Origin of the sequence: Marinoscillum sp. (assembly GCF_040222955.1) — a bacterium.
GTDB lineage: Bacteria > Bacteroidota > Bacteroidia > Cytophagales > Cyclobacteriaceae > Marinoscillum.
On the sequence record NZ_JAVKCA010000017.1, the window covers coordinates 161,716 to 187,585 of the forward strand.

23 protein-coding genes are annotated in these 25,870 nt (G+C 46.2%); 10 read left to right on the forward strand and 13 right to left on the reverse strand.

Annotated elements, in window-relative coordinates:
• Positions 1 to 150 precede the first annotated feature (150 nt).
• The 3 genes from RIH33_RS15145 to RIH33_RS15155 all read right to left on the reverse strand — a co-directional run bounded on the left by RIH33_RS15145 (position 151) and on the right by RIH33_RS15155 (position 3,835).
• Complete coding sequence (locus RIH33_RS15145; protein ID WP_406652465.1) at positions 151 to 1,905, reverse strand: ATP-binding protein; 1,755 nt, start codon at positions 1,903 to 1,905, stop codon at positions 151 to 153.
• 154 nt (positions 1,906 to 2,059) lie between these two features.
• Positions 2,060 to 3,193: an amidohydrolase family protein gene (locus tag RIH33_RS15150; RefSeq protein ID WP_406652466.1), complete on the reverse strand. Its 1,134-nt coding sequence runs from the start codon at positions 3,191 to 3,193 to the stop codon at positions 2,060 to 2,062.
• A 195-nt stretch (positions 3,194 to 3,388) separates the two neighbouring features.
• Positions 3,389 to 3,835 carry a hypothetical protein gene (locus tag RIH33_RS15155; RefSeq protein ID WP_406652468.1) on the reverse strand — a complete coding sequence of 149 codons (447 nt, stop codon included), beginning with the start codon at positions 3,833 to 3,835 and terminating at the stop codon, positions 3,389 to 3,391.
• Positions 3,836 to 4,140: 305 nt separating this feature from the next.
• On the opposite strand from RIH33_RS15155, the gene RIH33_RS15160 reads away from it, so the two are divergent.
• On the forward strand, positions 4,141 to 4,422 hold the full coding sequence (locus RIH33_RS15160; RefSeq protein WP_406652469.1) for a hypothetical protein: 282 nt from the start codon (positions 4,141 to 4,143) through the stop codon (positions 4,420 to 4,422).
• Between the two features lies 1 nt (position 4,423).
• On the forward strand, positions 4,424 to 4,621 hold the full coding sequence (locus RIH33_RS15165) for a PspC domain-containing protein (protein ID WP_159583230.1): 198 nt from the start codon (positions 4,424 to 4,426) through the stop codon (positions 4,619 to 4,621).
• On the opposite strand, the gene RIH33_RS15170 is transcribed toward RIH33_RS15165, so the two are convergent.
• The 5 genes from RIH33_RS15170 to carB form a co-directional block, all read right to left on the reverse strand.
• Positions 4,618 to 5,784, reverse strand: a complete 1,167-nt coding sequence (locus RIH33_RS15170; protein WP_406652471.1) for a formimidoylglutamase — start codon at positions 5,782 to 5,784, stop codon at positions 4,618 to 4,620. The genes RIH33_RS15165 and RIH33_RS15170 overlap by 4 nt on opposite strands.
• Before the next feature lie 128 nt (positions 5,785 to 5,912).
• Positions 5,913 to 7,211 (reverse strand): NADH:ubiquinone reductase (Na(+)-transporting) subunit F, encoded by a 1,299-nt coding sequence (nqrF, locus tag RIH33_RS15175; RefSeq protein ID WP_406652473.1) that lies wholly within the window; start codon positions 7,209 to 7,211, stop codon positions 5,913 to 5,915.
• Between the two features lie 129 nt (positions 7,212 to 7,340).
• A complete protein-coding gene (gene accD, locus RIH33_RS15180) occupies positions 7,341 to 8,180 on the reverse strand; it encodes an acetyl-CoA carboxylase, carboxyltransferase subunit beta (protein WP_406652474.1) in 840 nt (279 codons plus the stop codon).
• 112 nt (positions 8,181 to 8,292) lie between these two features.
• On the reverse strand, positions 8,293 to 8,550 hold the full coding sequence (locus RIH33_RS15185) for a DUF4834 family protein (protein ID WP_406652476.1): 258 nt from the start codon (positions 8,548 to 8,550) through the stop codon (positions 8,293 to 8,295).
• 14 nt (positions 8,551 to 8,564) lie between these two features.
• Entirely contained in the window at positions 8,565 to 11,378 is a 2,814-nt protein-coding gene (carB, locus tag RIH33_RS15190; RefSeq protein ID WP_406652477.1) for a carbamoyl-phosphate synthase large subunit, read from the reverse strand.
• Positions 11,379 to 11,562: 184 nt separating this feature from the next.
• On the opposite strand from carB, the gene RIH33_RS15195 reads away from it, so the two are divergent.
• The 5 genes from RIH33_RS15195 to RIH33_RS15215 all read left to right on the forward strand — a co-directional run bounded on the left by RIH33_RS15195 (position 11,563) and on the right by RIH33_RS15215 (position 14,244).
• Positions 11,563 to 12,528 carry a helix-turn-helix transcriptional regulator gene (locus tag RIH33_RS15195; protein ID WP_406652479.1) on the forward strand — a complete coding sequence of 322 codons (966 nt, stop codon included), beginning with the start codon at positions 11,563 to 11,565 and terminating at the stop codon, positions 12,526 to 12,528.
• Between the two features lie 67 nt (positions 12,529 to 12,595).
• Complete coding sequence (locus tag RIH33_RS15200; protein ID WP_406652480.1) at positions 12,596 to 12,895, forward strand: hypothetical protein; 300 nt, start codon at positions 12,596 to 12,598, stop codon at positions 12,893 to 12,895.
• Between the two features lie 5 nt (positions 12,896 to 12,900).
• Complete coding sequence (locus tag RIH33_RS15205; RefSeq protein WP_406652482.1) at positions 12,901 to 13,542, forward strand: GyrI-like domain-containing protein; 642 nt, start codon at positions 12,901 to 12,903, stop codon at positions 13,540 to 13,542.
• Between the two features lie 27 nt (positions 13,543 to 13,569).
• Positions 13,570 to 13,947 (forward strand): VOC family protein, encoded by a 378-nt coding sequence (locus RIH33_RS15210; RefSeq protein WP_406652484.1) that lies wholly within the window; start codon positions 13,570 to 13,572, stop codon positions 13,945 to 13,947.
• Between the two features lie 78 nt (positions 13,948 to 14,025).
• Positions 14,026 to 14,244: a hypothetical protein gene (locus RIH33_RS15215; RefSeq protein ID WP_406652485.1), complete on the forward strand. Its 219-nt coding sequence runs from the start codon at positions 14,026 to 14,028 to the stop codon at positions 14,242 to 14,244.
• 38 nt (positions 14,245 to 14,282) lie between these two features.
• Here RIH33_RS15215 and RIH33_RS15220 read toward each other — a convergent pair whose 3' ends face one another.
• The 5 genes from RIH33_RS15220 to RIH33_RS15240 form a co-directional block, all read right to left on the reverse strand.
• On the reverse strand, positions 14,283 to 16,013 hold the full coding sequence (locus RIH33_RS15220; protein WP_406652487.1) for an OmpL47-type beta-barrel domain-containing protein: 1,731 nt from the start codon (positions 16,011 to 16,013) through the stop codon (positions 14,283 to 14,285).
• A gap of 6 nt (positions 16,014 to 16,019) precedes the next feature.
• Positions 16,020 to 17,768, reverse strand: coding sequence for an ATP-binding protein (locus tag RIH33_RS15225; RefSeq protein ID WP_406652488.1), 1,749 nt, complete (start codon positions 17,766 to 17,768; stop codon positions 16,020 to 16,022).
• Positions 17,769 to 17,948: 180 nt separating this feature from the next.
• Positions 17,949 to 19,346: a dihydrolipoyl dehydrogenase gene (gene lpdA / locus RIH33_RS15230; RefSeq protein ID WP_406652489.1), complete on the reverse strand. Its 1,398-nt coding sequence runs from the start codon at positions 19,344 to 19,346 to the stop codon at positions 17,949 to 17,951.
• 107 nt (positions 19,347 to 19,453) lie between these two features.
• A complete protein-coding gene (gene odhB / locus RIH33_RS15235; protein WP_406652490.1) occupies positions 19,454 to 21,013 on the reverse strand; it encodes a 2-oxoglutarate dehydrogenase complex dihydrolipoyllysine-residue succinyltransferase in 1,560 nt (519 codons plus the stop codon).
• 10 nt (positions 21,014 to 21,023) lie between these two features.
• Positions 21,024 to 23,738 (reverse strand): 2-oxoglutarate dehydrogenase E1 component, encoded by a 2,715-nt coding sequence (locus RIH33_RS15240; RefSeq protein WP_406652491.1) that lies wholly within the window; start codon positions 23,736 to 23,738, stop codon positions 21,024 to 21,026.
• 201 nt (positions 23,739 to 23,939) lie between these two features.
• On the opposite strand from RIH33_RS15240, the gene RIH33_RS15245 reads away from it, so the two are divergent.
• Genes RIH33_RS15245 through trmD form a run of 3 tightly spaced genes read left to right on the forward strand, consistent with a single transcriptional unit; the run spans position 23,940 to position 25,858 of the window.
• Complete coding sequence (locus tag RIH33_RS15245; protein WP_406652492.1) at positions 23,940 to 24,647, forward strand: 30S ribosomal protein S16; 708 nt, start codon at positions 23,940 to 23,942, stop codon at positions 24,645 to 24,647.
• Between the two features lie 9 nt (positions 24,648 to 24,656).
• Positions 24,657 to 25,187 (forward strand): ribosome maturation factor RimM, encoded by a 531-nt coding sequence (rimM, locus tag RIH33_RS15250; protein ID WP_406652493.1) that lies wholly within the window; start codon positions 24,657 to 24,659, stop codon positions 25,185 to 25,187.
• Positions 25,184 to 25,858, forward strand: a complete 675-nt coding sequence (gene trmD / locus RIH33_RS15255) for a tRNA (guanosine(37)-N1)-methyltransferase TrmD (RefSeq protein WP_406652495.1) — start codon at positions 25,184 to 25,186, stop codon at positions 25,856 to 25,858. Before rimM ends, trmD begins: the two co-directional genes overlap by 4 nt.
• Positions 25,859 to 25,870: the final 12 nt, after the last annotated feature.

The window sequence follows — 25,870 nt, forward strand, 5'->3', positions numbered from 1 at the left end:
ACCATCAGATTTTACACATCAAAAAATTAAGTTAAAGATATTTTCGAAATTTTCAACTTTGAAGGAAACGGGAGGATGGAGTTGAAAGGGATCTTTCATTCAACAAAACATTCGCTCAATATGGCTTTGTAGTTTGACCTGACCTAAAAATCAGGCCTTGTCCTTGCTCAGAAACTTCTCAAAAGAAGATCGCAATACCTCCAGGCTAAAGGGTTTGCTAATGAAGTCCCTCATTCCAGCTTCAAAGCAGTCCTTCATTTCGTGTTTGGTCACATTGGCCGTTACCGCCACAATCACGGGTGGTTTAGCGGTTGCCGATTTAAGAATTTCGCGGGTGGCTTCTATTCCGCTCATCATGGGCATGCGTATGTCCATGAGTATAAAGTCATAGGCTTTGGAGGCTGCCATCTCCACCACCATTTTCCCATTTTCTGCAATCTCCACATTGCTAATTCCCAGGGTGCCCAGCATTTTCCTGGTAACTAACTGGTTGACTTGCTGATCTTCAGCCACCAGCACGTTCAGGTTGGAGTATCTGCAGGTATCCAGCTCGGGCTCCTCCTGATTCACCCATTTGGATCCTTCGATCTTGAATGGAAGGATAAAATAAAAACTTGATCCCATACCGGCCTGCTTCTCCAATCCAATCTCTCCCCCAATAGCCTCCACCACTTTCTTACAAACACTCAAGCCCAGACCTATCCCTTCCAGCGTAGTATTGGTGTCATTCCTGTGAAATTTATCGAAAATATTTGCTCTCTGACCCTCGGGGATGCCCATGCCTGTATCTGAGATACTTATTTTAATTTCCGCTTGCCGGGAGGTCTTGGACAAGAGCATCGAGCGGATATTTACCTCTCCCTCATCGGTAAATTTCACGGCATTGTTGACCAGGTTGATCAACACCTGACGTACCCGGGTCAGGTCGCCTTTCAGATACCTGGGGATACGCTTATCAGCATGATAATTAATCGAAACCTTTTCCTTCTTCATTGCCACTTTTGGAATGAAAAACTGAATCACATTAGACACCACCATATGCAGGTCTATTCTGTCTTCCTGCAGCACCATTCCTTCTTCCTCTATCATGGTCATGTCCAGTAAGTCTGAAATGAGCCCATGCAAAATATCACTGCAATGGCTCATGTCTTTGAGTAAAAGGGCCTGTTCCGGAGAAAGATCCGTTCTCTTCAGGAGATCAAGGTTACCCAATACCCCATTGAGTGGCGTTCTGATTTCATGACTAATATTGGTCAGAAAGGTGGTCTTAATCCTATCCGCAGACTCAGCCCGCAGCTTTTCTCTGCTCAGTAAAATATTTGACGATTTGAGCCTTTCCCGATCCCTTTCATATTCCTTTTTATAAAAAAATAAGGTGAATGAAAGAATGGTGAGCATCAAAACGTTGGACACAGCCAGGTCGATCATACGCTCGGTGTGGTCCAGAAATGGTTTTGCGGAATCAGGGTTTAAAATCTCAAAACAGGTATACCCCACGGCAATTGTCATAGAAATGCCGATGAACATTTTGAATTGCTTCGGCCTAAGGATGAGCAATCCTGATAAAAAGATCAGCACAAACATATTGTGAATGGAGCCTGTCACTCCGCCTGATGGGAGCCATGCAATACCCAGCAACAGATAGACCAGCAGGTAATAGAGCACAGTCATCCATTTATAGAATGGCCAATTTCTACGGACAAAATAGAATCCGGTAAAAATCAGGGATCCTGCCGTATATAGTAGTAAGAAGTCACTTTCGTACCTGGAAAAATAGCTGAAAACGGACCAGAAAACGAGCCAGAAATACAACACCATGGTGGTCAATACCAGAATGACATCAAAGAGTTTGACCTCTATGGGTGCGCTGGTACCTAATGATGGTATGAATTTTTTGAGTGTCAAATTTCCGTGCCTCTTCGAACTAATAAATGTAGGAAATTGACCTCATCAAGGGTTAAGGTTTTAGATGAGTCGGTGATTCATATCGATATAATCCAACTTTGGATGAGTATTTCATGCCGAAAATCAAATCCGAAGATCACTCCAGAGCACACGGTTATTCCGGAAAAAGGGAAGCATCCAGGCCCGGAATGATTCTTAAGGCATTTTTGTAATATACTTTTTTCAATACCTCATCAGACAAATCTAACCCATACATACGCCAGAAAGCATGGTACTTTTTATAGTATGGAAAATACTCGTCGGCAGTTTCCAGTACCCGAAAATAGGTGTAGTACTCCTCCGGATTATAAGCGTCCTTAGCAAAGAGAATCCGATCTGAATATTGTTCAAAAAATGCCTTGGCTGCTCGCGGCTGTCTACCCAGCTCTGCAATTACTGCCCCGATACCTACATTTACATTGGGATACTGATCCAGGTGAGCGCCCAGCGCCTGAAGATCGTTGGCCATCCAACCCATGTGTGCATTGATGAATGTGGTACCCGGATGCTTCTGGAAAATACGGTGCTGCTCAGCAATGATCTGCTCCCATGAAGCCGGATCGGTGGCGCTCCGCTTCCTGCCTGGCCGCAGTTTCAGCTCGAGCCAGCGCTCGTTCTTTTCGTCATGTTCATCCCAAAAAGGCTTGGGATCTGCAGCATGGATGATCACCGGAATCCCCAGCTCACCACATTTGGCCCATACAGGGTCGATCCTGGGATCATCTATAGCCACCCTGTTTCCATTCACATCGTTGATTCCCATCCCAAGACTCTTATATATTTTCAGCCCTTTCGCCCCATTTTTCACATCCTCCTCCAACTGACGTACGGCCTCTTCTGACCATCCCGGGTTGCCTATTTCCCTGAAAGAAACATTGGTGAAAACGACAATTCTACCGGGAGCCTCCCCGGCAATGCGACTGGTCATACCTTCCAGGTACTCCTGACTGCCAATATCTCCAGCCTGCCGATCATACCCCCTGCCACTCAGGTTGACCATGATCCCCATGTTCAGCGTGTCCATTTCCCCAACAATCTTGGCGATCCTGTCTTTTGTGAGGTTCCACTGGTGACTGTGCACATCTATAAACGGGAACCTGGCCCGGGTAACGGGATGCTCCGGCACTACAAGGGTGGAAATGGGGTCATAGAGCTCGAAATCCATCACCGGAAGTTCCGGGTCAGACTCCTGACCAAATGCGGTTTGACTAAAAACAAGGGCAAAAGCCAGCGTAAATATTTTATTCATAAAGCTGAAAATAAAGAAACAATATAAGGTAACGTACTCCTTTTGGGTAAAGATTTACATTATCCAATATTAGATGTGTAAAAGAAAGTTCGAAGCACTTCATTTCTCCTCCAAATATCTCCCTAAGGCCATTAACAAAAAAAGCCATTCCGAAATTCGGAATGGCTTTCACTATCAACTATTAGTTCCTAAATTTTAGGAGTCACTAAACTTTTCTTTAATCTTTTCGCCAAAGTCCTTGAGTGAACTCTTCACATCCTCGGAGGTCTCCACGGCAAATTCCCTGGTGTCATTCCATGCCTGTTTGGTGGAGTTCTCCACCTTGTCAATGGCACGGTCAAGGTCATCGGCCTTATCATTTAGGTCAGCCTTCATTCTTTCCAGCACGGTTTTATTCTGATCAGTAGCCTCGGCAATCTTATCATCGAGTTTATCCAACTCTTTTTCCACGTCCAGCTTGATCTCCTCCAACTCGTACTTCAGGTCCTTTTTCTCCTGCTCAAAAGAATCCTTTAGTTCCGTCATGGCATCCTCAGGGGTTTCCTTTTCCTTCTTGCCGGAACAAGCCACAACCAGTACGGTCATAACCAACACTCCAAAAAGCTTTAAAAATGTATTCGTAATGGGCTTAGTAGGTTTCATGTTTTTCGTTTTTAAATTCAACAATGATCACACTTAAGAAATAATCGATCCGAAAACACAAAACATTGTATACCAGCTGTTTACAGAATTTAAATCCCCGGAAGTTTTCTCATATTTAGAATCAGTCTCTCCAAATGAAAAATTTTCAAGCCAACCACCGGGTGACTGATACCGAACACATTCATTTTCCATTTTGTCCGATGGCGTACAGTATAGGGATAACCATCTGTCGGCAAATCATCACAAGTGACTTATTTACAGTCACTTACATTTTTTGGCACAACCATTGCCAATAGGACAATGTCATGTTACGAAAAAATACAAATATCAAAAGCGGGCAAGCCAAAACACTCCTTATCATACTGGGAGTGATCATTGCATTGATCATGACAATGAACAGTCCCATTTTCACAGCAGACAATATCAACATGCCTGAACCGGAGCACCAGGAGCAAGTGGCTGAAGTAGATGCCACTGAGGCAGAACCGCAGCAAACCGGCGGCACTGCATCCAGCGCAAAATTTAATTCTGGAACCAGATTACTGCACATTTTCACCAGAAATCTCCCATATTTAAACAACAAATAAAATGGAAATGACCAAAAGACTCTATCGATCCAAAAAAGACTCTATGCTTGCCGGCGTGTGTGGGGGAATCGCCGAATACTTTGATCTGGATCCTACACTGGTAAGAATAGGATACCTGGTATTGTCTGCGTTGAGCGTAGGCTTTCCTGGGATTCTGGTATACATTATCCTCTGGATAGTGGTGCCTGAGCAGTATTAGATCATCTTAGAATAGGTGGTGATCCACCTGTGGGGCACTTCGCCGCTCTGGGCCATCTGGTAATCCGAGTAGCTGCAGGGTACCATTCTGCTTCGTAGAAAACCAGAGGTCTCTTCAGGGTGAGGTACCTCCATCCACCATTTTTCAGAAATCTTGCTTTTATAAAACCGAATGGTAGAAGGCTCTCCACCCAGGGCTACCTCATACACCAGGTAATCATTAGATCTGAAATTTTTATCGCCTTTGCGGTTATAGAAGCCCTCAATGAAATACCAGATCATGGTGGCCAATACAAATGCGGTCTTTCGGTCGTCGGTATCCCTGGCCACGTCGTATTCATAGAACCCAATAGAGCTTAGCTTATCATTCAGCCCGGCATACCAGCAGATCTGACAGGCCTCCTCGCCGGTAAGTCCGTAGACTTTGGCATCTGTGGCTCCCGGGCAGTAGTGTGCCTGGATGGCCGAAATATCAAAACTCACCATGTCCGCATCCCTCACGATGGGTTCAAGTTCTTTGATGTTTTCCTTCACCATTCCCAGTCGCACCACCTCAAAGTAGAGCTTCTCCAGAAGTTCGGTTTCTTTTTCTTCCACCAGGTAAGACTGATGCCCTAACTGGTAATAGTTGAATAAGAAATTCGGATCGTGCTTGAAGATGCGGTGCACATGTGTCTGGTTAGGAATGCCGGTCTTGGGATCACTCAGATCCAGCTTATTGTCGATATTGAGCAGGGTGATGATTTTGTCCTGATTCTCATAAGCCATGTACTGACCAATGTCAAGGTTGTGACTCCCTCCTATGATTAGCGGAAGTATATTTTGCTCCATCAGGTGGGCACATACTTCCTGCAGACGCTGGTAGGTGTCTTCCAGCTCGGGGCCATTTCTGAAATTTCCCAGATCCACAATCTTGAAGTGACCTGAGCCTTTCTTGAGCTGATACAGACTCTTACGGATTTCATTGGCCGAACGGGCAATCCCTTCCTGATTCGCTTCCTCTGCTCCCCTTGACTCCTGTAACCCAATGATGGCTATGTCTTTGTCATCTGTATCGGGCATCCTTTCCTGGTTGATGTAAATAGAGTGGGCCAGTGCCGAAGTGGGTAGCTTGGAGAGGTCTATTTCCCTGGAAATAGGATCAAAAAACAGTTTCAGGTCCATTGAATGAGGGCTAGGTTTGCAACAAATCTACTAAAAAATCCGAGGCTCAATGTGGTAAAATGTGGCGCGAAGGATCAGGCATAAAAAAAGGGAAAGCTCTCACTTTCCCTTCTATTTTCTTGATCGGATTACCCTCCGAAATCATCAAATCTGATGTTCTCATCAGGAATACCATAGTCTTCTCCCATTTTCTGAACTGCCGCGTTCATCAATGGAGGTCCACAGAAATACAATTCAATTTCCTCTGGCTGGTCATGTTTGCTCAGGTACTGATCGATCACCGCCTGGTGAACGAACCCTAAGAAACCATCACCCTCTTTATCATGAATATCTTTTTTCACTTTCCAGTTGTCCTCAGGCAATGGCTCTGAGAGCACAAGGAAAAAGTTGAAATTAGGGAAGTCTTTCTCCAGTTGGAAGAAGTGATCCAGGTAAAACAATTCTCTTTTAGATCTACCTCCATACCAGTAGGTCACTTTTCTCCCGGTCTTCAGTGTTTTGAAGAGGTGATACAGGTGAGAGCGCATAGGAGCCATGCCGGCACCACCACCCACATACAACATTTCTGCGTCTGATGGATTGATGAAGAACTCACCATAAGGACCTGATATCGTCACTTTGTCTCCTTTTTTCCTTGAGAAAATATAGGAAGACGCAATTCCCGGATTCACTTTCATCCAGCCATTGGCAGCCCTGTCAAACGGAGGCGTGGCGATCCTCACATTCAGCATGATTTCTCTCCCCTCAGCAGGATAAGAAGCCATGGAATAGGCACGCTCGATCGTCTCAGTATTTTTCATTTTCAGGTCCCAAAGACCAAACTTGTCCCACTCCAGCTGGAATTTGTCCAGCTGATCGTGCTCCTCTGGGTGGGCCTGAATGTCCATGTCTTTAAAGTCCACCTCACACTCAGGTACCTCTATCTGGATGTATCCACCCGCCTGATAGTCCATATCCTCGGGGATCTCCACTACAAATTCTTTAATAAATGAGGCCACGTTATAGTTTCTCACTACAGTTGCTTCCCATTTTTTGATACCGAAGATCTCTTCAGGTATCTCTATTCTCATGTCCTGTTTCACTTTCACCTGACATGAAAGTCGAACATTTTCTTTCTGTTCTGTGCGGCTCAGGTGCCCTACCTCTGTTGGAAGTACATCTCCGCCTCCTTCTTCCACTTTGCACTTACACATGGCACAGGTACCTCCACCACCGCATGCAGATGGTAAGAATATCTTCTGACCAGAAAGTGTAGACAGCAGCGTGGATCCCGCTGAAGTGGTGATCGGGTTGGCTTCATCACCATTGATGATGATGTTAACCGGGCCAGATTGCACCAGCTTGGACTGAGCAAAGAGTAGGATAAATACTAACAGGAGAATTACTGCAGTAAAGGCAATAATTGACGTAATTATGACTGATGACATAGGGCTGAAGCCTTTTGATTGAACTTAAATTGAAGCAAATATAAGTGATAAACCATTCTGAATAAAGGCAGAATAAGTCTATTTAGTTCTCGGTTTGGTAACAGTATGTTTGACCAAATGTTCATCTGATCAATAGATTATTTTAAGCAGGGAAGTCAGCTTGCTTTTGAGCTGGCGCCGATCCACGATAAAGTCCAAAAACCCATGATCTCTTACAAATTCAGCACTTTGGAAGCCTTTCGGTAAATCCTTGCCGATGGTCTCACGGATCACCCGTGGGCCTGCAAAGCCAATAAGCGCACCAGGCTCGGCGATATTAAAATCTCCCAGCATGGCATATGATGCCGTTACCCCGCCAGTGGTAGGGTCGGTGAGCAGGGAGATGTAGGGTATTTTGGCTTCTGAAAGCAACGCCAGCCTTGCAGAAGTCTTGGCCATCTGCATGAGTGAAAAACCAGCCTCCATCATTCTGGCTCCACCCGACTTGGAAATCATCAGAAAGGGAATTTTCTTCTTTAGAGAATGATTAATTCCTCTCGCAATTTTCTCTCCCACCACAGAGCCCATAGACCCGCCAATAAAGGCAAAATCCATACAACAAATGGTGATTTCACGACCGTTCATTTTGCCATGGGCCGTCCGCACTGCATCCTTCAGCTCAGTCTTTTTTTGCGTTGCCGCAATACGTTCCGGATACTTTTTGGTATCTGTAAATTTCAGTGGATCGCCGGAGGTCAGACCCGCATCCAGTTCTGTGAATTGATTGTCATCAAACAAAATTTCGAAGTACTCTTTGGAGCCAATCCGCACATGATAATCATCATCAGGGCACACATAAGCATTGTTTTTAAGCTCACGCATGTGAATGATATTGCCACTTGGGGTTTTGTACCAGAGTCCGTCAGGGGCCTCTTTCTTTTTCTCCGTAGGAGTGTTGATTCCTTTGTCTTGTCTTTTAAACCAAGCCATATGCCGATTTTAAGTGAACTGCAAAACTAAGTGATGTTGGGTAATTTGAGAGGAAGTCATTCGCTTTTCTAAATCACACGGTAGCATTGATCCTTTACAAAAAAGTCAGATCTCACTTAACTTCTTCATAATCAACATAATCGCCACCTCTGAAATCCTTTTTCTCATTCTTCCGCTCGCCAGGTACATAGTCTATATCCAGATTACTTCCAGCAGCACGCTTTCTGGCATGCTGCTGGTTACTTGGTCCTGTGCTTTGGTATTGCTGGCGCTGCTGCTGAGCGCTCAAAAAGAGTATTCTGAAAAGAAACCCTCCCACTCGATAAATCAAATAAGAGATGAGGGCTATTATCAATAAGAATTTTAACATAGTACTCTATTAACTTATCTACTGAGGTAGAGGTTTCGTTCAGCGTAAATTTCAAGGAAGTAATCATCCATCAAATCATCGATGAAGTAGATCGCCTCACCGGTAGACTTCATTTCAGGCCCCAGCTCCTTATTTACATTGGGAAACTTATGGAAAGAGAATACCGGCTCCTTGATGGCATACCCATGCTTGTATGGTTTGAAATCAAAGTCCTTCACTTTCTTGGCTCCCAGCATCACCTTGGTGGCGTAGTTTACATAAGGTTCTCTGTAGGCCTTGCAGATGAAAGGCACCGTACGGGAGGCTCTTGGATTGGCCTCTATGATGTAGACCTTATCATCCTTAATGGCAAACTGGATGTTGATAAGTCCAACAGTCTGCAGTGCCTTGGCGATTTTAATGGTATATTCTTCGATCTGGCGAATCACAAAATCCCCCAGGTTGTAAGGTGGCAGTACCGCATACGAATCTCCCGAGTGGATTCCTGCAGGCTCTATGTGCTGCATGATCCCAATGATGTACACATCTGTGCCATCACAAATGGCATCGGCTTCCGCTTCAATGGCCCCTTCCAGAAAGTGATCCAGTAAAATCTTGCCATCGGTTTTTTCCTTCAGCAGATTCACCACATGCTCTTCCATCTCCTGCTCGTTGATCACGATCTTCATGCTCTGGCCACCGAGTACATAGCTGGGCCTTACCAGCAACGGAAAACCAATCTCCTTGGAAAGCTCAATAGCCTCCTCAGCATCTTCTATGGTGCCATATTGCGGGTAAGGAATGCCCTGCTCTTTCAGCAAATCTGAGAAACGTCCCCGGTCTTCGGCCAGGTCCAGTGCTTCGTAGCTCGTCCCAATGACCTTGATTCCGTATCTGCTCAACTTCTCGGCCAGCTTCAATGCGGTTTGTCCACCCAACTGAACGATCACGCCCTCGGGCTTTTCATGAAGGATGATGTCATAAATATGCTCCCAAAAGACCGGCTCAAAGTAAAGCTTATCTGCGACATCAAAATCCGTAGAAACGGTCTCCGGGTTACAGTTAATCATGATGGTCTCATAGCCACACTCTTTGGCAGCGAGTACCCCGTGCACACAGGAGTAATCAAACTCTATCCCCTGGCCTATTCTGTTTGGTCCGGAACCAAGCACGACTATTTTCTTCCGATCACTGGAGATGGACTCGTTCTCCTGATCAAAGGACGAGTAGTAATATGGGGTTTGTGCTTCAAACTCTGCAGCACACGTGTCTACCAGTTTGTATACCCGCTTGATGCCCTCATCGTTTCTTTTTTGGTAAACCTCACTCTCCAGACATTTGAGCAAGTGTGCTATCTGACGGTCAGCGTAGCCTTTCTCTTTGGCTTCCTTCAGAAGATGTCTTGGCAAGCTATCAAGGGTGAACGCACTGATCTTGTTTTCCAGATAGATCAGCTCCTCTATCTGATGCAAAAACCAGGGGTCTATTTTGGTGAGCTTCTGGATGGTCTTGAAGGGTATCCCCAACTTGAAAGCATCATAAATATGGAAAAGACGATTCCAACTCGGATTCTCAAGGCTGTACAGGATTTCCTGCTGGTCCTTCAGTTCGCGACCGTCAGCACCCAAGCCATTCCGCTTGATCTCCAGTGACTGGCAGGCCTTCTGCAGTGCTTCCTGGAAATTTCTCCCGATACCCATGGCCTCACCCACAGACTTCATCTGTAAGCCCAGCTTTCTATCCGATCCAGGGAATTTATCAAAATTCCAACGCGGTATTTTCACAATCACATAATCCAGTGCCGGCTCAAAAAACGCCGATGTGGTTTTAGTGATTTGATTTTTCAATTCATCCAGGTTATACCCGATGGCCAGCTTGGCAGCAATCTTGGCGATGGGATACCCGGTAGCCTTTGACGCCAGGGCCGATGATCTGGAAACCCTTGGGTTAATCTCTATCCCTACGATCTCATCTGTCTCGGGATGTACAGAGAACTGAACGTTACATCCGCCGGCAAACTGCCCAATGGCATTCATCATCCGCTTGGACAAGTCTCGCATCTGCTGATACACCGTATCGGGTAATGTCATGGCTGGCGCCACCGTGATGGAATCTCCGGTATGGACACCCATCGGGTCAAAGTTTTCTATGCTACAGATGATGATGATGTTGCCGATGTTGTCACGGAGCAGCTCAAGCTCATATTCTTTCCAGCCCATGATACTTTGCTCCACAAGCACCTCGTGTATAGGTGAGGCTTGCAGACCTGCATTGAGGGCTTTGTCAAAGTCTTCCGGCTTGTCTACAAAGCCGCCACCAAACCCACCAAGGGTATAGGACGGTCTGATGACCAAAGGAAACCCGATTTCCTGGGCAATTTCTTTTCCCTTCAAAAAGGAGGTGGCTGTTTCACCTTTACAGGTATGTACACCGATTTCTGCCATCTTCAGACGGAATTTCTCCCTGTCCTCTGTGGTCTCGATGGCATTGATGTCCACCCCAATCATTTTCACACCGTATTTTTCCCAAATCCCGGATTTATCACATTCGATGGCGAGGTTGAGTGCTGTCTGCCCCCCTTGCGTAGGGAGTACGGCATCAATGTCATGTTTTTCCAGAACCTCCTTAATGGATTTTTTGGTCAGTGGGAGGAGATACACGTTATCAGCAGTAACCGGGTCTGTCATGATGGTGGCCGGGTTGCTATTGATAAGGGTGACCTCAATACCTTCTTCTCTCAGCGATTTGGCAGCTTGAGAGCCTGAATAATCAAACTCGCAGGCCTGACCAATGATGATGGGACCGCTTCCGATGATGAGTACTGACTTAATACTGGAGTCTTTTGGCATAAGTAATGGAGGTTACATAGGTACAAATTGGGGCAAATTTAAGTCAGGGAACCTCCACGGGAAAACCGATTAAAATTAAATTTGATAAAGTGGCCGATTAATTTTCATATTTACAAATTCCCAAAGCAAAAAAGGCCACCTCTTCAATTTCAAGTATGTATTATTGCCAATTGCATTTTTCCAGATGAATCGTATTGACAGACTGACCGCCATCCTTATTCAACTCCAGGGAAAACCACGCATTCCGATGGAAGATTTTGAAGAGCGCTTTGAGGTAAGCCGCCGAACCATCTTCAGAGATCTCAAATCGCTCATGGAGGCGGGGGTGCCGATAGGCGGAGATGCGGGAGAAGGATATTTCATCGTAGATGGCTATCACCTGCCGCCAGTGGTATTCAATAAGGAAGAAGCTGCGGCCCTTCTTTTAGGCGCAAAACTCATCGAACAAAATGCCGATAGTCAGATTGCCAAAAATTTTCAGGAGGCGATGTACAAGATCAAGGCTGTTCTCAAGTGTCACGACCGGGAGTTTTTAGATACCCTGGAGAAAAGTATTTCCGTGATCGCCTCACCCACAGTTACCAATTTTGGATTTCCGGACTCTCATATAGCTGAGATCCAGATGGCCCTGGCTGCCCGAAAAATCATTCAAATATCTTATCACTCCAATTATAAAGATCAGCTTACCGACAGAAAGGTGGCTCCTCTGGGCCTGGTGTATTATTCCTCGCGGTGGCACCTGATCGGCTATTGCCACCTGAGAAAAGATCTTCGGGACTTCCGAACAGACAGAATTCAAAAGCTCAGGATATTACCTGAAAGCTACCAACCCGAGGACCATCCCAATTATATGGAATTCTTACAGAGGATGATTGGAGGAACAGATGCCAATGAAGCCACCATTCGGTTTTCCAAAAAAGTCACCCGATTCATTCAGGATCAAAAGTATCACTACGGCTTTGTGGAGGAACGAACGGAAGGAGATGTGGTGGAAATGAAATTTATCACTCCCCATTACGAATACCTTGCACGGTGGCTTCTGATGTTTATAGAAGAAGTCACGGTCGTTTCTCCCCCCAAGCTGCAGGGACTGGTGGCCAGCTATTCGCAGAATTTAGTTACACACCACCAAAAATATTTCACCTCCTAAAATCAAGTGACATAGGGTTGTCACTCCGGGTCATTTCTTTGTTTCACAAACCAAAAAATCAAAGCAAATGACTAATCAAAAAATCAAAGAAGTGGTGGTCTACACCCTCAATGCTGAAATAAAACCATCAGACGCGCTCGCGTTTGTTCGGGAAATTCTGGCCGGATATACGGGAGTGCTGTCTATAGAGACCGATCAGATGCTGAATGAGCCCCTTACCTACATGGATACCATCGTTTGGGAAACCACAGCCCAGGCACAGGCGGCTCAGCAGAACTTCGAAAAGCACCCGAGAGCTGCCGAGTTCGGACACTTTTTTAAGGAAACCAAGTTTTTCGCCCATTTCCAACCCTTCCAATCCAACTGAAAACCATGGAAACACTAGAAAGCAAACTGGATCTCACAAAAGCAGATCCACTCTATTACAAAGCAAAAGCCACTCCTGCGCTGGTTCATCTGGGAGCTTACTATTACCTGACCATTTCGGGTCAGTCTGCTCCGGAAGACCCCCGGTTTATTCAGGCTATAGAAGCTATATACGCGGTGGCCTATGGAATCAAATTTTTAAATAAAGCAGAAGACAATGACTTTGTCGTTCCGAAAATGGAGTGCAACTGGTGGATCGCTGGCGGACTGGAACAACAACACCTCTTCGCACAGGCTCCCAGGTCGAAGTGGCACTGGAAGGTTTCCATCAGAATGCCAGACATGGTAGCATCCGATCACTTTTTCAGAGCTGTTCACCTGGCCAAAACCAAAAAAGCACATATGAAAGCCCTTGAGGATGTGAAATTTGAATCTTCCCAAGAAGGGCTTTGCGTACAGATACTGCACCGAGGTTCCTGGGAGGATGAAGAGCCTTCCATCCGTCAACTCCTGGATTTTGTGAAAGCCAATCGAATGGAAATAACTTCTTACCACAAAGAAATATACCTCACTGATCCTAAGCGGGTGGCGCCGGAAAAGCTCAAAACCATTTTGCGCTATCGGGTGAAAAACACCGGACTTAATTAAAATCCTATCAAAAAAACACTGTGAAAAATGAGCATAAACTCACAAGGACTGAGAACGACGATCTACAAAGTAGATGATCTCACAACAGCCAAAAGCTGGTATGAACGTGCTTTTGGCGTCTCTCCTTATTTCGACCAACCTTTCTATGTCGGATTTGACATAGGAGGATATGAGCTCGGGCTCCTTCCCGAAAAGGTAGAGGGCATCAGGACTGAAAATGTACTGACCTATTGGGCCGTGGAGGACATCACGGATGCCTATGACAAGATGGTGAGCCACGGCGCCAAGGAACTGGAAACTCCCAACGACGTGGGGGAAGGAATCAAGGTGGCCCTGGTCAAAGATCCATGGATGAATGTGATAGGTCTGATATACAATCCTTTTTTCAAGCAAAAAACAGCATAGGTACTGGTGCGGATTCACCACCATTTTTAAATGGCAGATTTTTGATTAAGTTGTCTGGTGAAACCAAACTATAAATTCATGAAAAGCGGAATGATTAGAGGACTATTATTCATCGCGGTGGGATTATTTATGATCTACTGGGCGCAAACGCATTCACCCAGGGACCTTGGGAATGTGGTTGGGAATGCCATATCAGGGTCATACACCATGTCCGAACCATGGTACTATGCATGTCTGGGACTGGGCATTCTGGTAGGGGTAGTGGGAGTCCTCCGGACTTATAAATCGATGAAATAATAAAACACCCGGCGAGTTAGCTCGCCGGGTGTTTTGTTTTATTTAATGTGGAAAGTCACCTCTTTGACGGCCTCATTGTTAAGGAAATCCTTGGCTTTTACCACCAGCGAATGCTTGCCTTTCTTCAAACCTGAGATCAATCCTGCATATGGTTTGAAAGGTGCATCATCCAGACTATAGGTCACAGAATTCACCCCTGACGTCTTATCCGTGGCAGACAGGAATATACCGGAAGTGATCGGATAGACCAGCTTCCCTTCTCTGCTGTCGGTGTTACCTGTGTTAAATTGAATAAAGATGTCGGGCGCCAGAGCATCCAGGTAAAAGTTAAACTTGGCAATGTTTCGGTTGTTTACATTGTCATACCCATAATAGTTAAGGGTGTTGAATCCCTCTCGGTTCAGCGTAAAAGGTCCTGTGTACTCTTCTTCTCCCACGTCATCTCCCAAGCTATATGCAATGCTTTTGAACCCTGATTCCGGATCAGTACCAGTCAGTTTGATTTTAGAATATGGTCCTATGAAAAGTGTATCACTTCTGGTAAACGTGTAATTGCCAATGCTGTGGCTGATTACAGGCCCGGTCAAATCGACATAAAATTTGTTGACGTTGTGTTTGAACTCTTCAAACCCACCCTGGCCGATGTAGCGACTGTTTTTACTGTCCGCAGTAGAATTATCGAGATTATCTACTGAATAATATTTGATCAGGTGAACTCCGGAAACACTCGGGAGATAAAACGGCTTTTCGTACCTCTTAAACTCCTCATTGTCCACCGAATACATCACTTCTTTCACCCCGACTTTGTTATCCACGGCGGTTAACTTCAGCTTGGTTCTGCCAGAAAAATAGACCTCATCCAGTACGATAAACCGGTCTCCCAATACATCAGCCACCATAAGCGGCGCAGATTTATCAAGGAAAAAAGTGAAGCTCTTGCTCTCTTCTACATTGTGAACCTTGTCCTCGGCATAATAGGTAATGGTATGTTCTCCTTCTTCCAACTGCGCGGTAGGTAGTTGCAACCCGTTGTACTTTCTGACGGCCTGATCATCAAACTTATAATAAACCGTAGAGACCCCTGAAATAGAGTCCAACGCCAGAATATAAAGCTTTGATCCGGTAGAGATCACCTGATCCTCGGTAATGCCATTGATGGTCAGGTCAGAGTATGGTGGTGTGGGATCCACCACGAAGCTGATGCTTTTCTTGTCTTCCACATTGCCCACCTCATCCTCACTATAGTACTCGACTTTATAAATCCCCGGATCATTAAAAGTCAACGGTTTCTGATAAGGGGTATACTTGGCGTCATTAATTGCATATTGAAGTTTTCTGACTCCAGATAACTGATCTTTTGCCTCGAGCGCCACGGTGATTCCCGCTTTGTAGTACAGCAGGTCTCCCTGAAATTTATTCACATTTTCGTAGGAAACAGAAGTGACTGGTGCAATCCCATCCGCATAAATTTCAAACATCACCTCCGTATCCGGAATCACACGTTTGGTTTCCGGATCCACGGCATTTCGGGATCTGATATAGTTAACCCCTTCTGTATCCAGGTAAAAAGGGTCTGAATACTGGGCAGTCACCTTACTCTTCAATCGCTCTTTGTCTCCGCCTTCCGGGGCGTCTGACACGAACAGGTAAACCGGAGTGGACTTACGCCAATACAGCGCGCCAGTAGAGTCGGTGAAATGTGTGGGACGGTTTTGAGCAAGACATACTACTCCCGTCAGGAAAACAATTGAATAAATAAAGAATCTCATTTAAAGCTAGGTTTGGTATTCGGTTTTGGTAAATCTTAAGGAAAATTCGGTTCCATTTCCGGGTTGGCTGGAGACTTCAATAAGGCCCCCAACTTTTTCTATAAGTTCTTTACAAAGGATAAGTCCCAAACCTGAGCCCATTTCATGTTCGGTACCAAGTGTACTGTGGTTCGTAGAAATATTAAAAAGAGAAGCAATTTTCTGTTCGTCCATCCCGATGCCATTGTCAAAAATCTTGAGGCAATCACCCTTTTGGTCCGTTTCAAAATCGACTACCACGGTACCTCCTTTCGGGGTGAATTTGATGGCATTTTGAACCAGGTTTCTCACTACAATATTGACCATTTGGGTGTCGGACTTTAGCCGGTCTGTGGGGGACAGATTTGAGATCAATTCAATTTGTTTCGTTGAGGCCTGGTGACGCAGCAACCTGAACGTTTCTTCGACCAGTTTGGCTACTTCCACATCTTCTATATGTGGTTCCTCTTTCTTGATCTGAGAGCGTGACCAATTGAGCAGATTATCCACCAAACTTGCACTGTTGGTGAGTTGATTCTGAACACTGTTGAGTGCTTTTCTGAGGTCATCTGACATCTCAAAGTCATCAATGACATAAAAGAAAAAGCCCTCCAGAGATCCAATCGGGCTCCTGAGGTCATGTGAAATGATGGAAAAAATCCGATCCTTGGTTTCATTGGCGATTTCCAACTCCCGCCGCTGCACTTCTATCGACTGATTTTTGAGTAGCAGCTCCTTATTGTACTTTCTGGATCGGAAAATATTGATCAAAATCAGTATGCCGATAACCACTACGGCCAATATGGTGATGATCAGTGAATTCCTAAGGTAAGCTTTCTGATTCTGAAGTTTTTTGTTCTCAGCTTCTCTGGCGGCGGCAGCCATCGCGGTAAGTTCCTTGTCCCTTTCCAGAAGCTCAATCTCCACTTCCTTTCTGCTCAGATTGGAGTAGAGGCTTTGATTAATGGAGTCCTTTGCCTGGATCTGGGCTTCTTTCTCGTAGATTTCCAACTGCTGTTTCAGCAACTCTATTTCCTTCTTGGCCTTGTCAGCTTCAAGCACCTGTTTTTCCAGTCGCTCTTCTGCCAGTTCACGGTTCATCCCTTTGATTTCGGCTCGCTGTATGTCTTCATGAAAGGATTTGTACAGTTCAAAGTACTGCAGGGACTTCTCTACCTCGCCCATTTTCTCGTAGGTTTCTGAGAGCATCCCATATACACTTCTCATCTGGTGCTTATCATACAGCTCCCTGGCAATATCGATGGCCTCAGAAAGATGGACGATGGATTCTGAGTATTGGTGAAGGTTGTTCAGGACAACGGAGATGTTCACAAGAGCAGAGATGACTCCTGCCGGCTCTTTGGAAGCCCTTCTGGCTGCTAGTGTTTTGGTAAAAGCCGCCAGCGACTCTTCGTAGCGACCAATATCCGCATAGAGCATTCCCAGGTTATTGTTGATCATGGCTATGCCATTTTCATTGGAAACGCGCTCATTGAGAACAAGAGACTTCTCATAATATGTAGCTGCTTCAGCATAGTGGTTGTTATTCCAGTAGACAAACGCCACGTCATTCAGCGCGCCTGAGGCTCCCCGAAAGTCATCTTTGGCGATGAGTCTTTCGTACTTCTCCAAATTCTTGTATACTATGCCTGAATCACTTTTCGACAGGGGGTATTCCTGAGCATAACCCGACCCAAAAGTCAGGATAAAGAAAAATGCAAGTAATACTCTCAGCATAGGGTATCGAAAATAGTAAAAAGGATTTTGATACTTGTATCCTTTTCGACAGAGGCCATCTTTCAACCAATAACCATTGGTTTTCACTCGAAGAGTGGCACTCAAACACACTTAGCATTGAGCGCAACTCCTCGTACCTTCACCCTAATATAACTAAAAACCCTTTAGGATATGCTTATCTTAAACATGAATTGGGCGGTTATCAGTGGCCGCTAGGCAGGCTTCCTTCACGGCTTCCATATAAGTCGGGTGCGCGTGGGACATTCTGGCCACATCCTCAGCTGAGGCTCTGAACTCCATGGCCGTAACTCCAGCAGCAATCATATCGGCTGCACGGGCACCAATGATGTGAATCCCGAGGATCTCATCGGTCTCCTTATCTGCCAATACCTTCACCAGCCCATCCAGGTCCATGGAAGCTCGCGCACGGCCCAGGGCTTTGTATGGAAATTTTCCGGTTTTGTATTTTCTTCCCTGATCCTTCAGTTGCTCTTCAGTATATCCTACACTTGCCACCTCAGGCCACGTGTACACTACTCCGGGAATCAGATGATAATTGATGTGTGGCTTCTGACCAGCCATTTGTTCTGCTACAAATACGCCTTCCTCTTCGGCTTTGTGCGCCAGCATGGTGCCTTTCACCACATCTCCAATGGCCCAGATATTGTCCACATTGGTCTTCAGGTGATCGTCCACTTCTATCTGTCCCCGGTCGGTCATCTTCACTCCGGCATTCTCCAGACCCAAACCATCAGTATAAGGTCTTCTGCCTATGGATACCAAACAATAATCGCCTTTGAGTTCCAGGTTCTCGCCTTTCTGGTTTTCTGCTGTAATGGTCACTTCTTTGCCTTTGGCCGCTACAGCAGTCACTTTATGGCTCAGGTAAATATCAAACCCAAGCTTCTTCAATGACTTCTGCAACTCTTTGCCCATCGTGCCATCCATAGACGGGATGAGGTTATCCAAAAACTCCACCACCGAGATTTTCGCACCTAAACGCGCATACACGGAACCCAACTCCATGCCGATCACCCCTCCGCCAATAATGATCATGTGCCTGGGAACTTCCTTAAGCTCCAATGCCTCCGTGCTGGTAATCACTCTTTGCTTATCCAGCTTGATAAAGGGAAGAGAGGATGGTTTGGAACCTGTGGCAATAATAATTTTATCAGAGGTGATTTCCTGCTCCTCTTTTTCGGACTTCACCAGAATGGTGTGCTTATCTTTAAAAGAGCCTACGCCCTGATAAACATCGATTTTATTCTTGTTCATCAGGTAGGATATCCCTTCCACATTTTGTTTTACCACGTCAGCCTTGCGGGCAATCATCTGCTTTAGATTCACCTTAGGCTTGTTGATATCAATACCATGCTCTTTGAAGGTAGTTTCGGCATTATGAAAATGCTCTGAAGAGTCCAGCAATGCCTTGGACGGGATACATCCCACATTCAGGCAAGTCCCACCCAGGGTAGGGTACTTTTCAATAATGGCTGTTTTGAACCCGAGCTGTGCAGCTCTGATGGCCGCTACATATCCTCCTGGTCCTGATCCGATTACCGTTACATCGTATTGCATAGTATTTAATATTTGAGTATCCTGCAGGCTGCTGAATGTTCCAACCATTTGTCATGGTATATCCGCTAGCTGCATTGATTCATTTTTAGATCAAATTGGCAAAAAGCTTAAACTCCCAACAAAAGTCTGGTAGGATCTTCCAGCAGCTGTTTCACACGTACCAGGAAGCTCACCGATTCGCGACCATCAATGATTCTGTGGTCATAAGATAGGGCCACATACATAATAGGTCTTACCACCACAGCACCGTTTTCTACTACCGGACGCTCCACAATGTTGTGCATCCCCAAAATAGCTGACTGGGGGGCATTGATAATGGGTGTAGAAAGCATGGACCCGAAAATACCGCCATTGGTAATCGTAAAGGTACCGCCCTGCATTTCGTCAATACTCAACTTACCGTCACGCGCCTTGGTAGCCAGTCGCACCACTTCTTTTTCAATCTGATCGAAGCTGAGTGACTCTGCGTTTCGAATCACCGGCACCACCAATCCCTTGGGTGCGGATACGGCAATGGATACATCACAGTAGTCACTGTAGACGATCTCCTCACCATCTATCATGGCATTCACTGCCGGCCAATCCTGAAGGGCCATTGTACACGCTTTGGTGAAAAAGGACATGAAGCCCAAACCCACCTCATATTTCTCTTTGAAAGACTCCTTGTATTTTTTTCTGAGTTCCATGATCGGCCCCATATTCACTTCATTGAATGTAGTGAGCATGGCGGTCTCATTCTTTACCGAAACCAGTCTTCTGGACACTGTTTTTCGGAGAGAGGTCATTTTCTGACGATTCTGTCCGCGACTCACTCCAGATTTTATCTCCGGCGCTTCAAATGCAGGCTTAGACTCAGGTTTCGCAGGTGCCTTGTCTTTGATTGTTTCCTGCCTTGGCGCTGACTTCTCAGCGTTCATCGCATCTTCTTTGGTGATGCGACCATCTTTTCCACTGCCTGTCACCGCGGCTGCAGAGATCCCTTTTTCCTGTAGGATTTTAGCTGCTGCGGGCGAAGCATGCCCGGTGGCATAGGTCTCCTTAGACTCAGATGAGGAGCTGGCAGAACTGCCCGAAGCAGGGGCCGATGACGGTGCACTGGCGCTGCTTCCGCCTCCGTCTGTGACTTCAATCTTACAGATCAGGGCGCCTATTTCCAGGGTTGTGCCCTCCTCCGCTATGATTTCCAGTTTCCCATTGGCTTCAGCTGTCAACTCAAAAGTAGCCTTGTCAGACTCGATCTCGGCAATCACCTCATCCAGCTCTACTGTATCTCCGCTCTTTTTGGTCCAGGACGAAATGGTCACCTCGTTAATGGACTCTCCCACTGCCGGAACGTGCATTTCCACAACCTCTCCGGTAGCCTTACCTTCTTTCTCAGGTCCTGATGATGCAGGTGTACTTGCTTTGGGTGCTTCGTCCCCGGCCGCAGCCTTGGACTCATCTATGGTACAGAGTACCGCACCTATATCCAAAGTGTCTCCCTCCTGAGCTTTGATACTCAGCTGCCCAGCCGCTTCTGCGGTGACTTCAAAGGTGGCTTTGTCTGATTCCAGCTCACAAATCACCTCATCCATCTCCACAATATCTCCGTCCTTTTTAGTCCATTGTGCTACCGTGACTTCCGTGATTGATTCACCTACTGCCGGTACTTTCATTTCAAGGCTCATAATTGTCTTATTATATTTCAAATGCTTTATTCACTATTTCTGCCTGTTCACTTTTGTGAACCTTGGAGTATCCTGTAGCGGGTGAAGCCATCGGCTTACGCGCCACCAGCTTCAGACTCAACCCGGATATTCTCAACATAAATCCCCAGGCACCCATATTTTCAGGCTCCTCCTGTACCCACACCAGTTGCGGGTTATTGTATTTCTTCAATACGGCCTCCAGCTGTTTCTTTGGAAACGGATACAGCTGCTCCAACCTCACGATGGCTATGTCTTTCACCTTCTTCTTTTGCTGCTCCTCCTGCAAGTCAAAATAGACCTTACCTGTGCACAGGAGCACCTTCTTCACGCTTTTGTTGGTCACATAGTCATCACCGATTACTTCCTGGAAGTTTCCTTTGGTAAACTCCTCTAACGGAGAAACTACTTTAGGGTGTCTCAGAAGTGATTTTGGTGAGAATACAATACAAGGCTTTCTAAACTCCCAGGTAAGCTGTCGCCGTACCAGGTGAAACAAATTTGCAGGGGTAGTCACATCAGCAACAATCATATTTTCCTGAGCGGTCATCTGCAGGAATCGTTCCATCCGTGCACTGGAGTGCTCCGGCCCCTGGCCTTCGTAGCCATGCGGCAAAAGCATTACCAACCCGTTCATCCGCTGCCACTTGGTCTCGGCACTGGTGATAAACTGATCGATCATCACCTGGGCACCATTGCAAAAATCACCAAACTGCGCCTCCCAGATCACCAGGGCATTGGGTGTGGCCATGGCATAGCCATACTCAAATCCCAATACTGCATACTCCGAAAGAAGCGAATTGAATATCCTGAAGGGCTCCTGCTTCTCCTGTATGTGATCCAGGTTACAGTAAGGCTCATTGGTATTAGAATCAAACAGATAAGAATGTCTGTGTGAGAACGTACCGCGCTTCACATCCTGACCTGACATCCGTACAATATTGCCCTCTGCCAGTAAAGATCCGTAGGCCAACAACTCTGCATCGGCCCAGTTCAGCATCTTTTCGTCAAAGAAGTGACTCTTGCGCTCCTTTAACAGCTTATCAATCTGACGAAGGGGTTTGAACCCTTTCGGAATGGTGGTAAGGGCTTTTGATACCTTTTTCAGTACGTCCTCACTGATCCCGGTCTCGGGGGACTTATCAAAGTCCTCTGGTTTAGACCTCCTCAGGAAGTGCCACTCCTCCTCTATTTTCTGAGGCTTATAAGGAAGTGGCTTTTGCTTCACCTCATCCAGTCTGTCCTGTAGTTGTTGCTTAAACTCCTTATCCAGGGTTTCGGCACGGTCAGGGCTGATGTCTTTTCTTTCGATCAATTGCTTCACATACACTTCCCGTGGGTTGGGGTGTTTCGCAATCAGATTATAGAGTTTGGGCTGAGTGAATTTTGGTTCATCACTCTCGTTATGCCCGTGTCTTCGGTAGCACAGCAGGTCTATGAAAAAATCTTTATTGAACTTCTGGCGATACTCCACAGCCAGGTTGGCCGCAAAGTTGACGGCCTCAGGATCATCGCCATTGACGTGAATGACCGGTGCATCTACGATTTTAGCCAGGTCTGTACAATAGATACTGGAGCGGGCATCATCATAGTCTGTGGTGAAACCCACCTGATTGTTGATCACAAAGTGAATGGTACCCCCGGATCTGTAACCGTCCAGCAAGGACATCTGGATGCACTCATAGACGAGGCCTTGCCCGGCAATGGCAGCATCCCCATGAATAAGCACCGGAACTACTTTTTTCATGTCGCCACGGTACTCATCGTCGATCTGAGCCCTGGAGTAACCCAGCACTACAGGATCTACTGCCTCAAGATGCGATGGGTTTGGTGCTAGTTTCACATAAATCTTTTTGCCATTGGCCTGAAGGTAGCTGGAATATCCGAGGTGGTACTTTACATCACCGTCGCCCATGGTCAGGTCAGGATCTGTGCTCCCTTCAAATTCCGCAAAAATCTCTTCGTAGGTTTTGCCCATGATGTTGGCCAGTACGTTGAGCCTGCCCCGGTGCGCCATGCCTATCACTACCTCTTCTGCACCCAGTTCAGAAGATTTCCTGATGATCTTATCCAATGCCGGAATGGTATTCTCCCCTCCTTCGAGTGAAAAACGCTTCTGCCCCAGAAATTTGGTGTGCAGGAAGTTTTCGAATACTACAGCCTCATTGAGTTTTGAAAGAATACGCGTCTTCTCTTCGTCGCTTGGATTGACATCTACACCCTCAGTCTCCACCTTGGTCTTCATCCAATCGAAAATATCCGAATTTCTCAGGTGATTGTATTCATAACCAATATGGCCCAGATAGACTTTAGCCAGTCTATCACGAATGTCCTTCAAAGTGGCATTGGGCAACCCTATCTCAGAACCCACCTCAAAGGTTTCATTCAGGTCTGCCTCAGAAAGGTCAAAATTTGACAACTCCAGTCGCACGTTATGTGTACGCCGCTGACGAACAGGATTGGTATCGGATTTCAGGTGCGCCCGGGAGCGGTGGGCATAAATGAAGTTTCGAACCTTTATTTCCTTCGATCCGGCAATGATCTCCTCAGAGGGGCCACCATCACCATATCTTTGCTGTGAAAACTCGAATCCTTCAAAAAACTTCTGCCAGGATTGGTCCACGTTTTCAGGGTTCTCCTTATATGACTTGTAGAGTTCGTCGATGTAGCCCACATCGGCATTGGAGATGTATGAGTATTTGTCCATTCTATGGGCGTTGTTTATTTTTTAGTGGAACAAATATATGGACTGTATGTTTAAGATTAAAACCGCTAACCCGCTTACACGAATATTGACTGATTTTCAGGTACTTTAAACTCACCCTTTTATAAACAGAAATTTACAGCTATCTTTGCGGTCCTTTTTATTCAAACTTTGAATGGACGAGTTCCATAAACAAAACAAATTATGCCTGTAAAAATCAGACTATCGCGTCGAGGACGCAAAAAACAAGCCATGTACGATGTAGTAGTGGCAGACTCAAGAGCACCACGAGATGGTAAATTTATTGAGAAGATAGGGACGTACAACCCTAATACTGATCCAGCATCTATCTCATTGAATGATGAGAAAGCCTTTGACTGGGTGATGAAAGGCGCGCAACCTACAGATACTGTAAAAGCGATGCTTTCTTACCGAGGGATCATGATGAAAAAACACCTTCAGATTGGCGTATTGAAAGGAGCAATCACTCAGGAAGACGCAGACAAGAAATTTGAGATCTGGCTTGCTGAGAAAGAAGCTAAGATTCAGGGTAAAGTTGAAAAACTTTCTGCCTCTAAGGCCTCTGAGGCCAAGGCACGTCTTGCAGCTGAGAAGAAAGTATCTGACGCCAGAGCAGAAGCCATTGCTGCTAAGAAAAAAGTAGCTGATGACACGCTTGTAGCGGAAATCGCTGAAGCTGGTGCTGACGAAGCTGAAAAAGCTTTGGAAGAAGAAGGTAACGAAGCAGTAGCATCAGCAGCAGAAACTCCGGCAGCGGAAGAAGCTCCGGCAGTGGAGGAAACTCCAGCTGAAGAAGCACCTAAAGCTGAAGAGCCTAAAGCAGAGGAGCCTAAAGCTGAAGCTAAGGAAGAAGCAGCTCCGGAAGCTGACGAAGAGAAAAAAGAGGATTAATCTGGTAAAATGGGTTTTGAGGAGTGCTACCAGTTAGGTAATGTGACCAAAACTCATGGATTGAGAGGAGAGGTAGTGCTCTTTCTCGATGTAGATAATCCACAGGAATATCAGGAACTGGAATCAGTTTTCATTGACATCAATGGAAAACTGGTTCCTTTTTTTATGGAGTCATTTCATCTCCAGGGAGACCGGGCCATTGTGGCTTTTGAGGAAATAGAGTCCATAGAAGATGCCGGTGAGCTGGTCGGCAGAGACCTGTACCTCCCACTCAACAGACTCCCCAAGCTCCCAAAAGGCAAATATTATTACCACGAGCTACCCGGCCTGCAGGTATTTGACGGAGACCAGCTTTTGGGTCTGGTGACTCAGGTCTATCAAATGCCCAATAACAACCTGCTGGCCGTGGATCATCAGGGTATTGAAATTCTGATTCCCCTGGAAGAAGCCATTGTTCATACAGTGGATATTGCGGCGGGAAAAATTCTGACGACCCTCCCCGATGGACTTTTGGATGTATACCTGGATCAGAAACCATGAGACTGGACATCATCACGTGCCTGCCCGAACTGTTCGACGGGCCTATTAACCAAAGCATCGTCAAGCGGGCGCAGCAAAAAGGCCTGGTAGAAATCGTTATTCATAACCTGCGTGACTACACCACTGACAAGCACAGCCATGTAGATGATTATGCCTTTGGTGGAGGAGCCGGTATGGTACTGATGATAGAGCCCATCGACAAATGCATCTCGGGACTTCAGTCCAAAAACACCTACGATGAGGTGATCTACCTTACTCCTGATGGCCAAACCCTCAATCAGGGCATGGCGAACCAGCTCTCTCTGCACGAAAACATGATCCTCCTCTGTGGACACTACAAAGGCGTGGATCAGAGGGTGCGCGATCACTTTGTGACCAAAGAAATCAGCATTGGCGACTATGTGCTCTCCGGTGGCGAGCTGGCCGCTATGGTATTGGCAGATTCGCTGATCCGCCTGGTGCCCGGCGTACTCAATGATGAGTCCTCAGCGCTCACAGATTCCTTTCAGGATAACCTACTGGCCCCGCCAGTCTATACCCGCCCGGCAGACTATAAAGGCTGGAAAGTACCCGAAATACTCACCTCCGGCCATGAGGCCAAAATAGAGCAATGGCGCCACGACGAAGCGGTGAAACGCACCCAGGAGCGCCGACCGGATTTATTGGAGTGAGTTACTCGAAGC

Bases quoted from the DNA above. Each gene is read 5' to 3' on its own strand.
- RIH33_RS15210 (WP_406652484.1), top strand. From the start codon at position 13,570: ATGAGCATAAACTCACAAGGACTGAGAACGACGATCTACAAAGTAGAT.
- lpdA (WP_406652489.1), bottom strand. From the start codon at position 19,346: ATGCAATACGATGTAACGGTAATCGGATCAGGACCAGGAGGATATGTA.
- RIH33_RS15245 (WP_406652492.1), top strand. From the start codon at position 23,940: ATGCCTGTAAAAATCAGACTATCGCGTCGAGGACGCAAAAAACAAGCC.
- RIH33_RS15160 (WP_406652469.1), top strand. From the start codon at position 4,141: ATGTTACGAAAAAATACAAATATCAAAAGCGGGCAAGCCAAAACACTC.
- odhB (WP_406652490.1), bottom strand. From the start codon at position 21,013: ATGAGCCTTGAAATGAAAGTACCGGCAGTAGGTGAATCAATCACGGAA.
- RIH33_RS15185 (WP_406652476.1), bottom strand. From the start codon at position 8,550: ATGTTAAAATTCTTATTGATAATAGCCCTCATCTCTTATTTGATTTAT.
- RIH33_RS15225 (WP_406652488.1), bottom strand. From the start codon at position 17,768: ATGCTGAGAGTATTACTTGCATTTTTCTTTATCCTGACTTTTGGGTCG.
- RIH33_RS15215 (WP_406652485.1), top strand. From the start codon at position 14,026: ATGAAAAGCGGAATGATTAGAGGACTATTATTCATCGCGGTGGGATTA.
- accD (WP_406652474.1), bottom strand. From the start codon at position 8,180: ATGGCTTGGTTTAAAAGACAAGACAAAGGAATCAACACTCCTACGGAG.
- carB (WP_406652477.1), bottom strand. From the start codon at position 11,378: ATGCCAAAAGACTCCAGTATTAAGTCAGTACTCATCATCGGAAGCGGT.
- nqrF (WP_406652473.1), bottom strand. From the start codon at position 7,211: ATGTCATCAGTCATAATTACGTCAATTATTGCCTTTACTGCAGTAATT.
- RIH33_RS15220 (WP_406652487.1), bottom strand. From the start codon at position 16,013: ATGAGATTCTTTATTTATTCAATTGTTTTCCTGACGGGAGTAGTATGT.
- RIH33_RS15155 (WP_406652468.1), bottom strand. From the start codon at position 3,835: ATGAAACCTACTAAGCCCATTACGAATACATTTTTAAAGCTTTTTGGA.
- RIH33_RS15240 (WP_406652491.1), bottom strand. From the start codon at position 23,738: ATGGACAAATACTCATACATCTCCAATGCCGATGTGGGCTACATCGAC.
- RIH33_RS15165 (WP_159583230.1), top strand. From the start codon at position 4,424: ATGGAAATGACCAAAAGACTCTATCGATCCAAAAAAGACTCTATGCTT.
- RIH33_RS15170 (WP_406652471.1), bottom strand. From the start codon at position 5,784: ATGGACCTGAAACTGTTTTTTGATCCTATTTCCAGGGAAATAGACCTC.
- RIH33_RS15150 (WP_406652466.1), bottom strand. From the start codon at position 3,193: ATGAATAAAATATTTACGCTGGCTTTTGCCCTTGTTTTTAGTCAAACC.
- RIH33_RS15200 (WP_406652480.1), top strand. From the start codon at position 12,596: ATGACTAATCAAAAAATCAAAGAAGTGGTGGTCTACACCCTCAATGCT.
- RIH33_RS15195 (WP_406652479.1), top strand. From the start codon at position 11,563: ATGAATCGTATTGACAGACTGACCGCCATCCTTATTCAACTCCAGGGA.
- rimM (WP_406652493.1), top strand. From the start codon at position 24,657: ATGGGTTTTGAGGAGTGCTACCAGTTAGGTAATGTGACCAAAACTCAT.
- trmD (WP_406652495.1), top strand. From the start codon at position 25,184: ATGAGACTGGACATCATCACGTGCCTGCCCGAACTGTTCGACGGGCCT.
- RIH33_RS15205 (WP_406652482.1), top strand. From the start codon at position 12,901: ATGGAAACACTAGAAAGCAAACTGGATCTCACAAAAGCAGATCCACTC.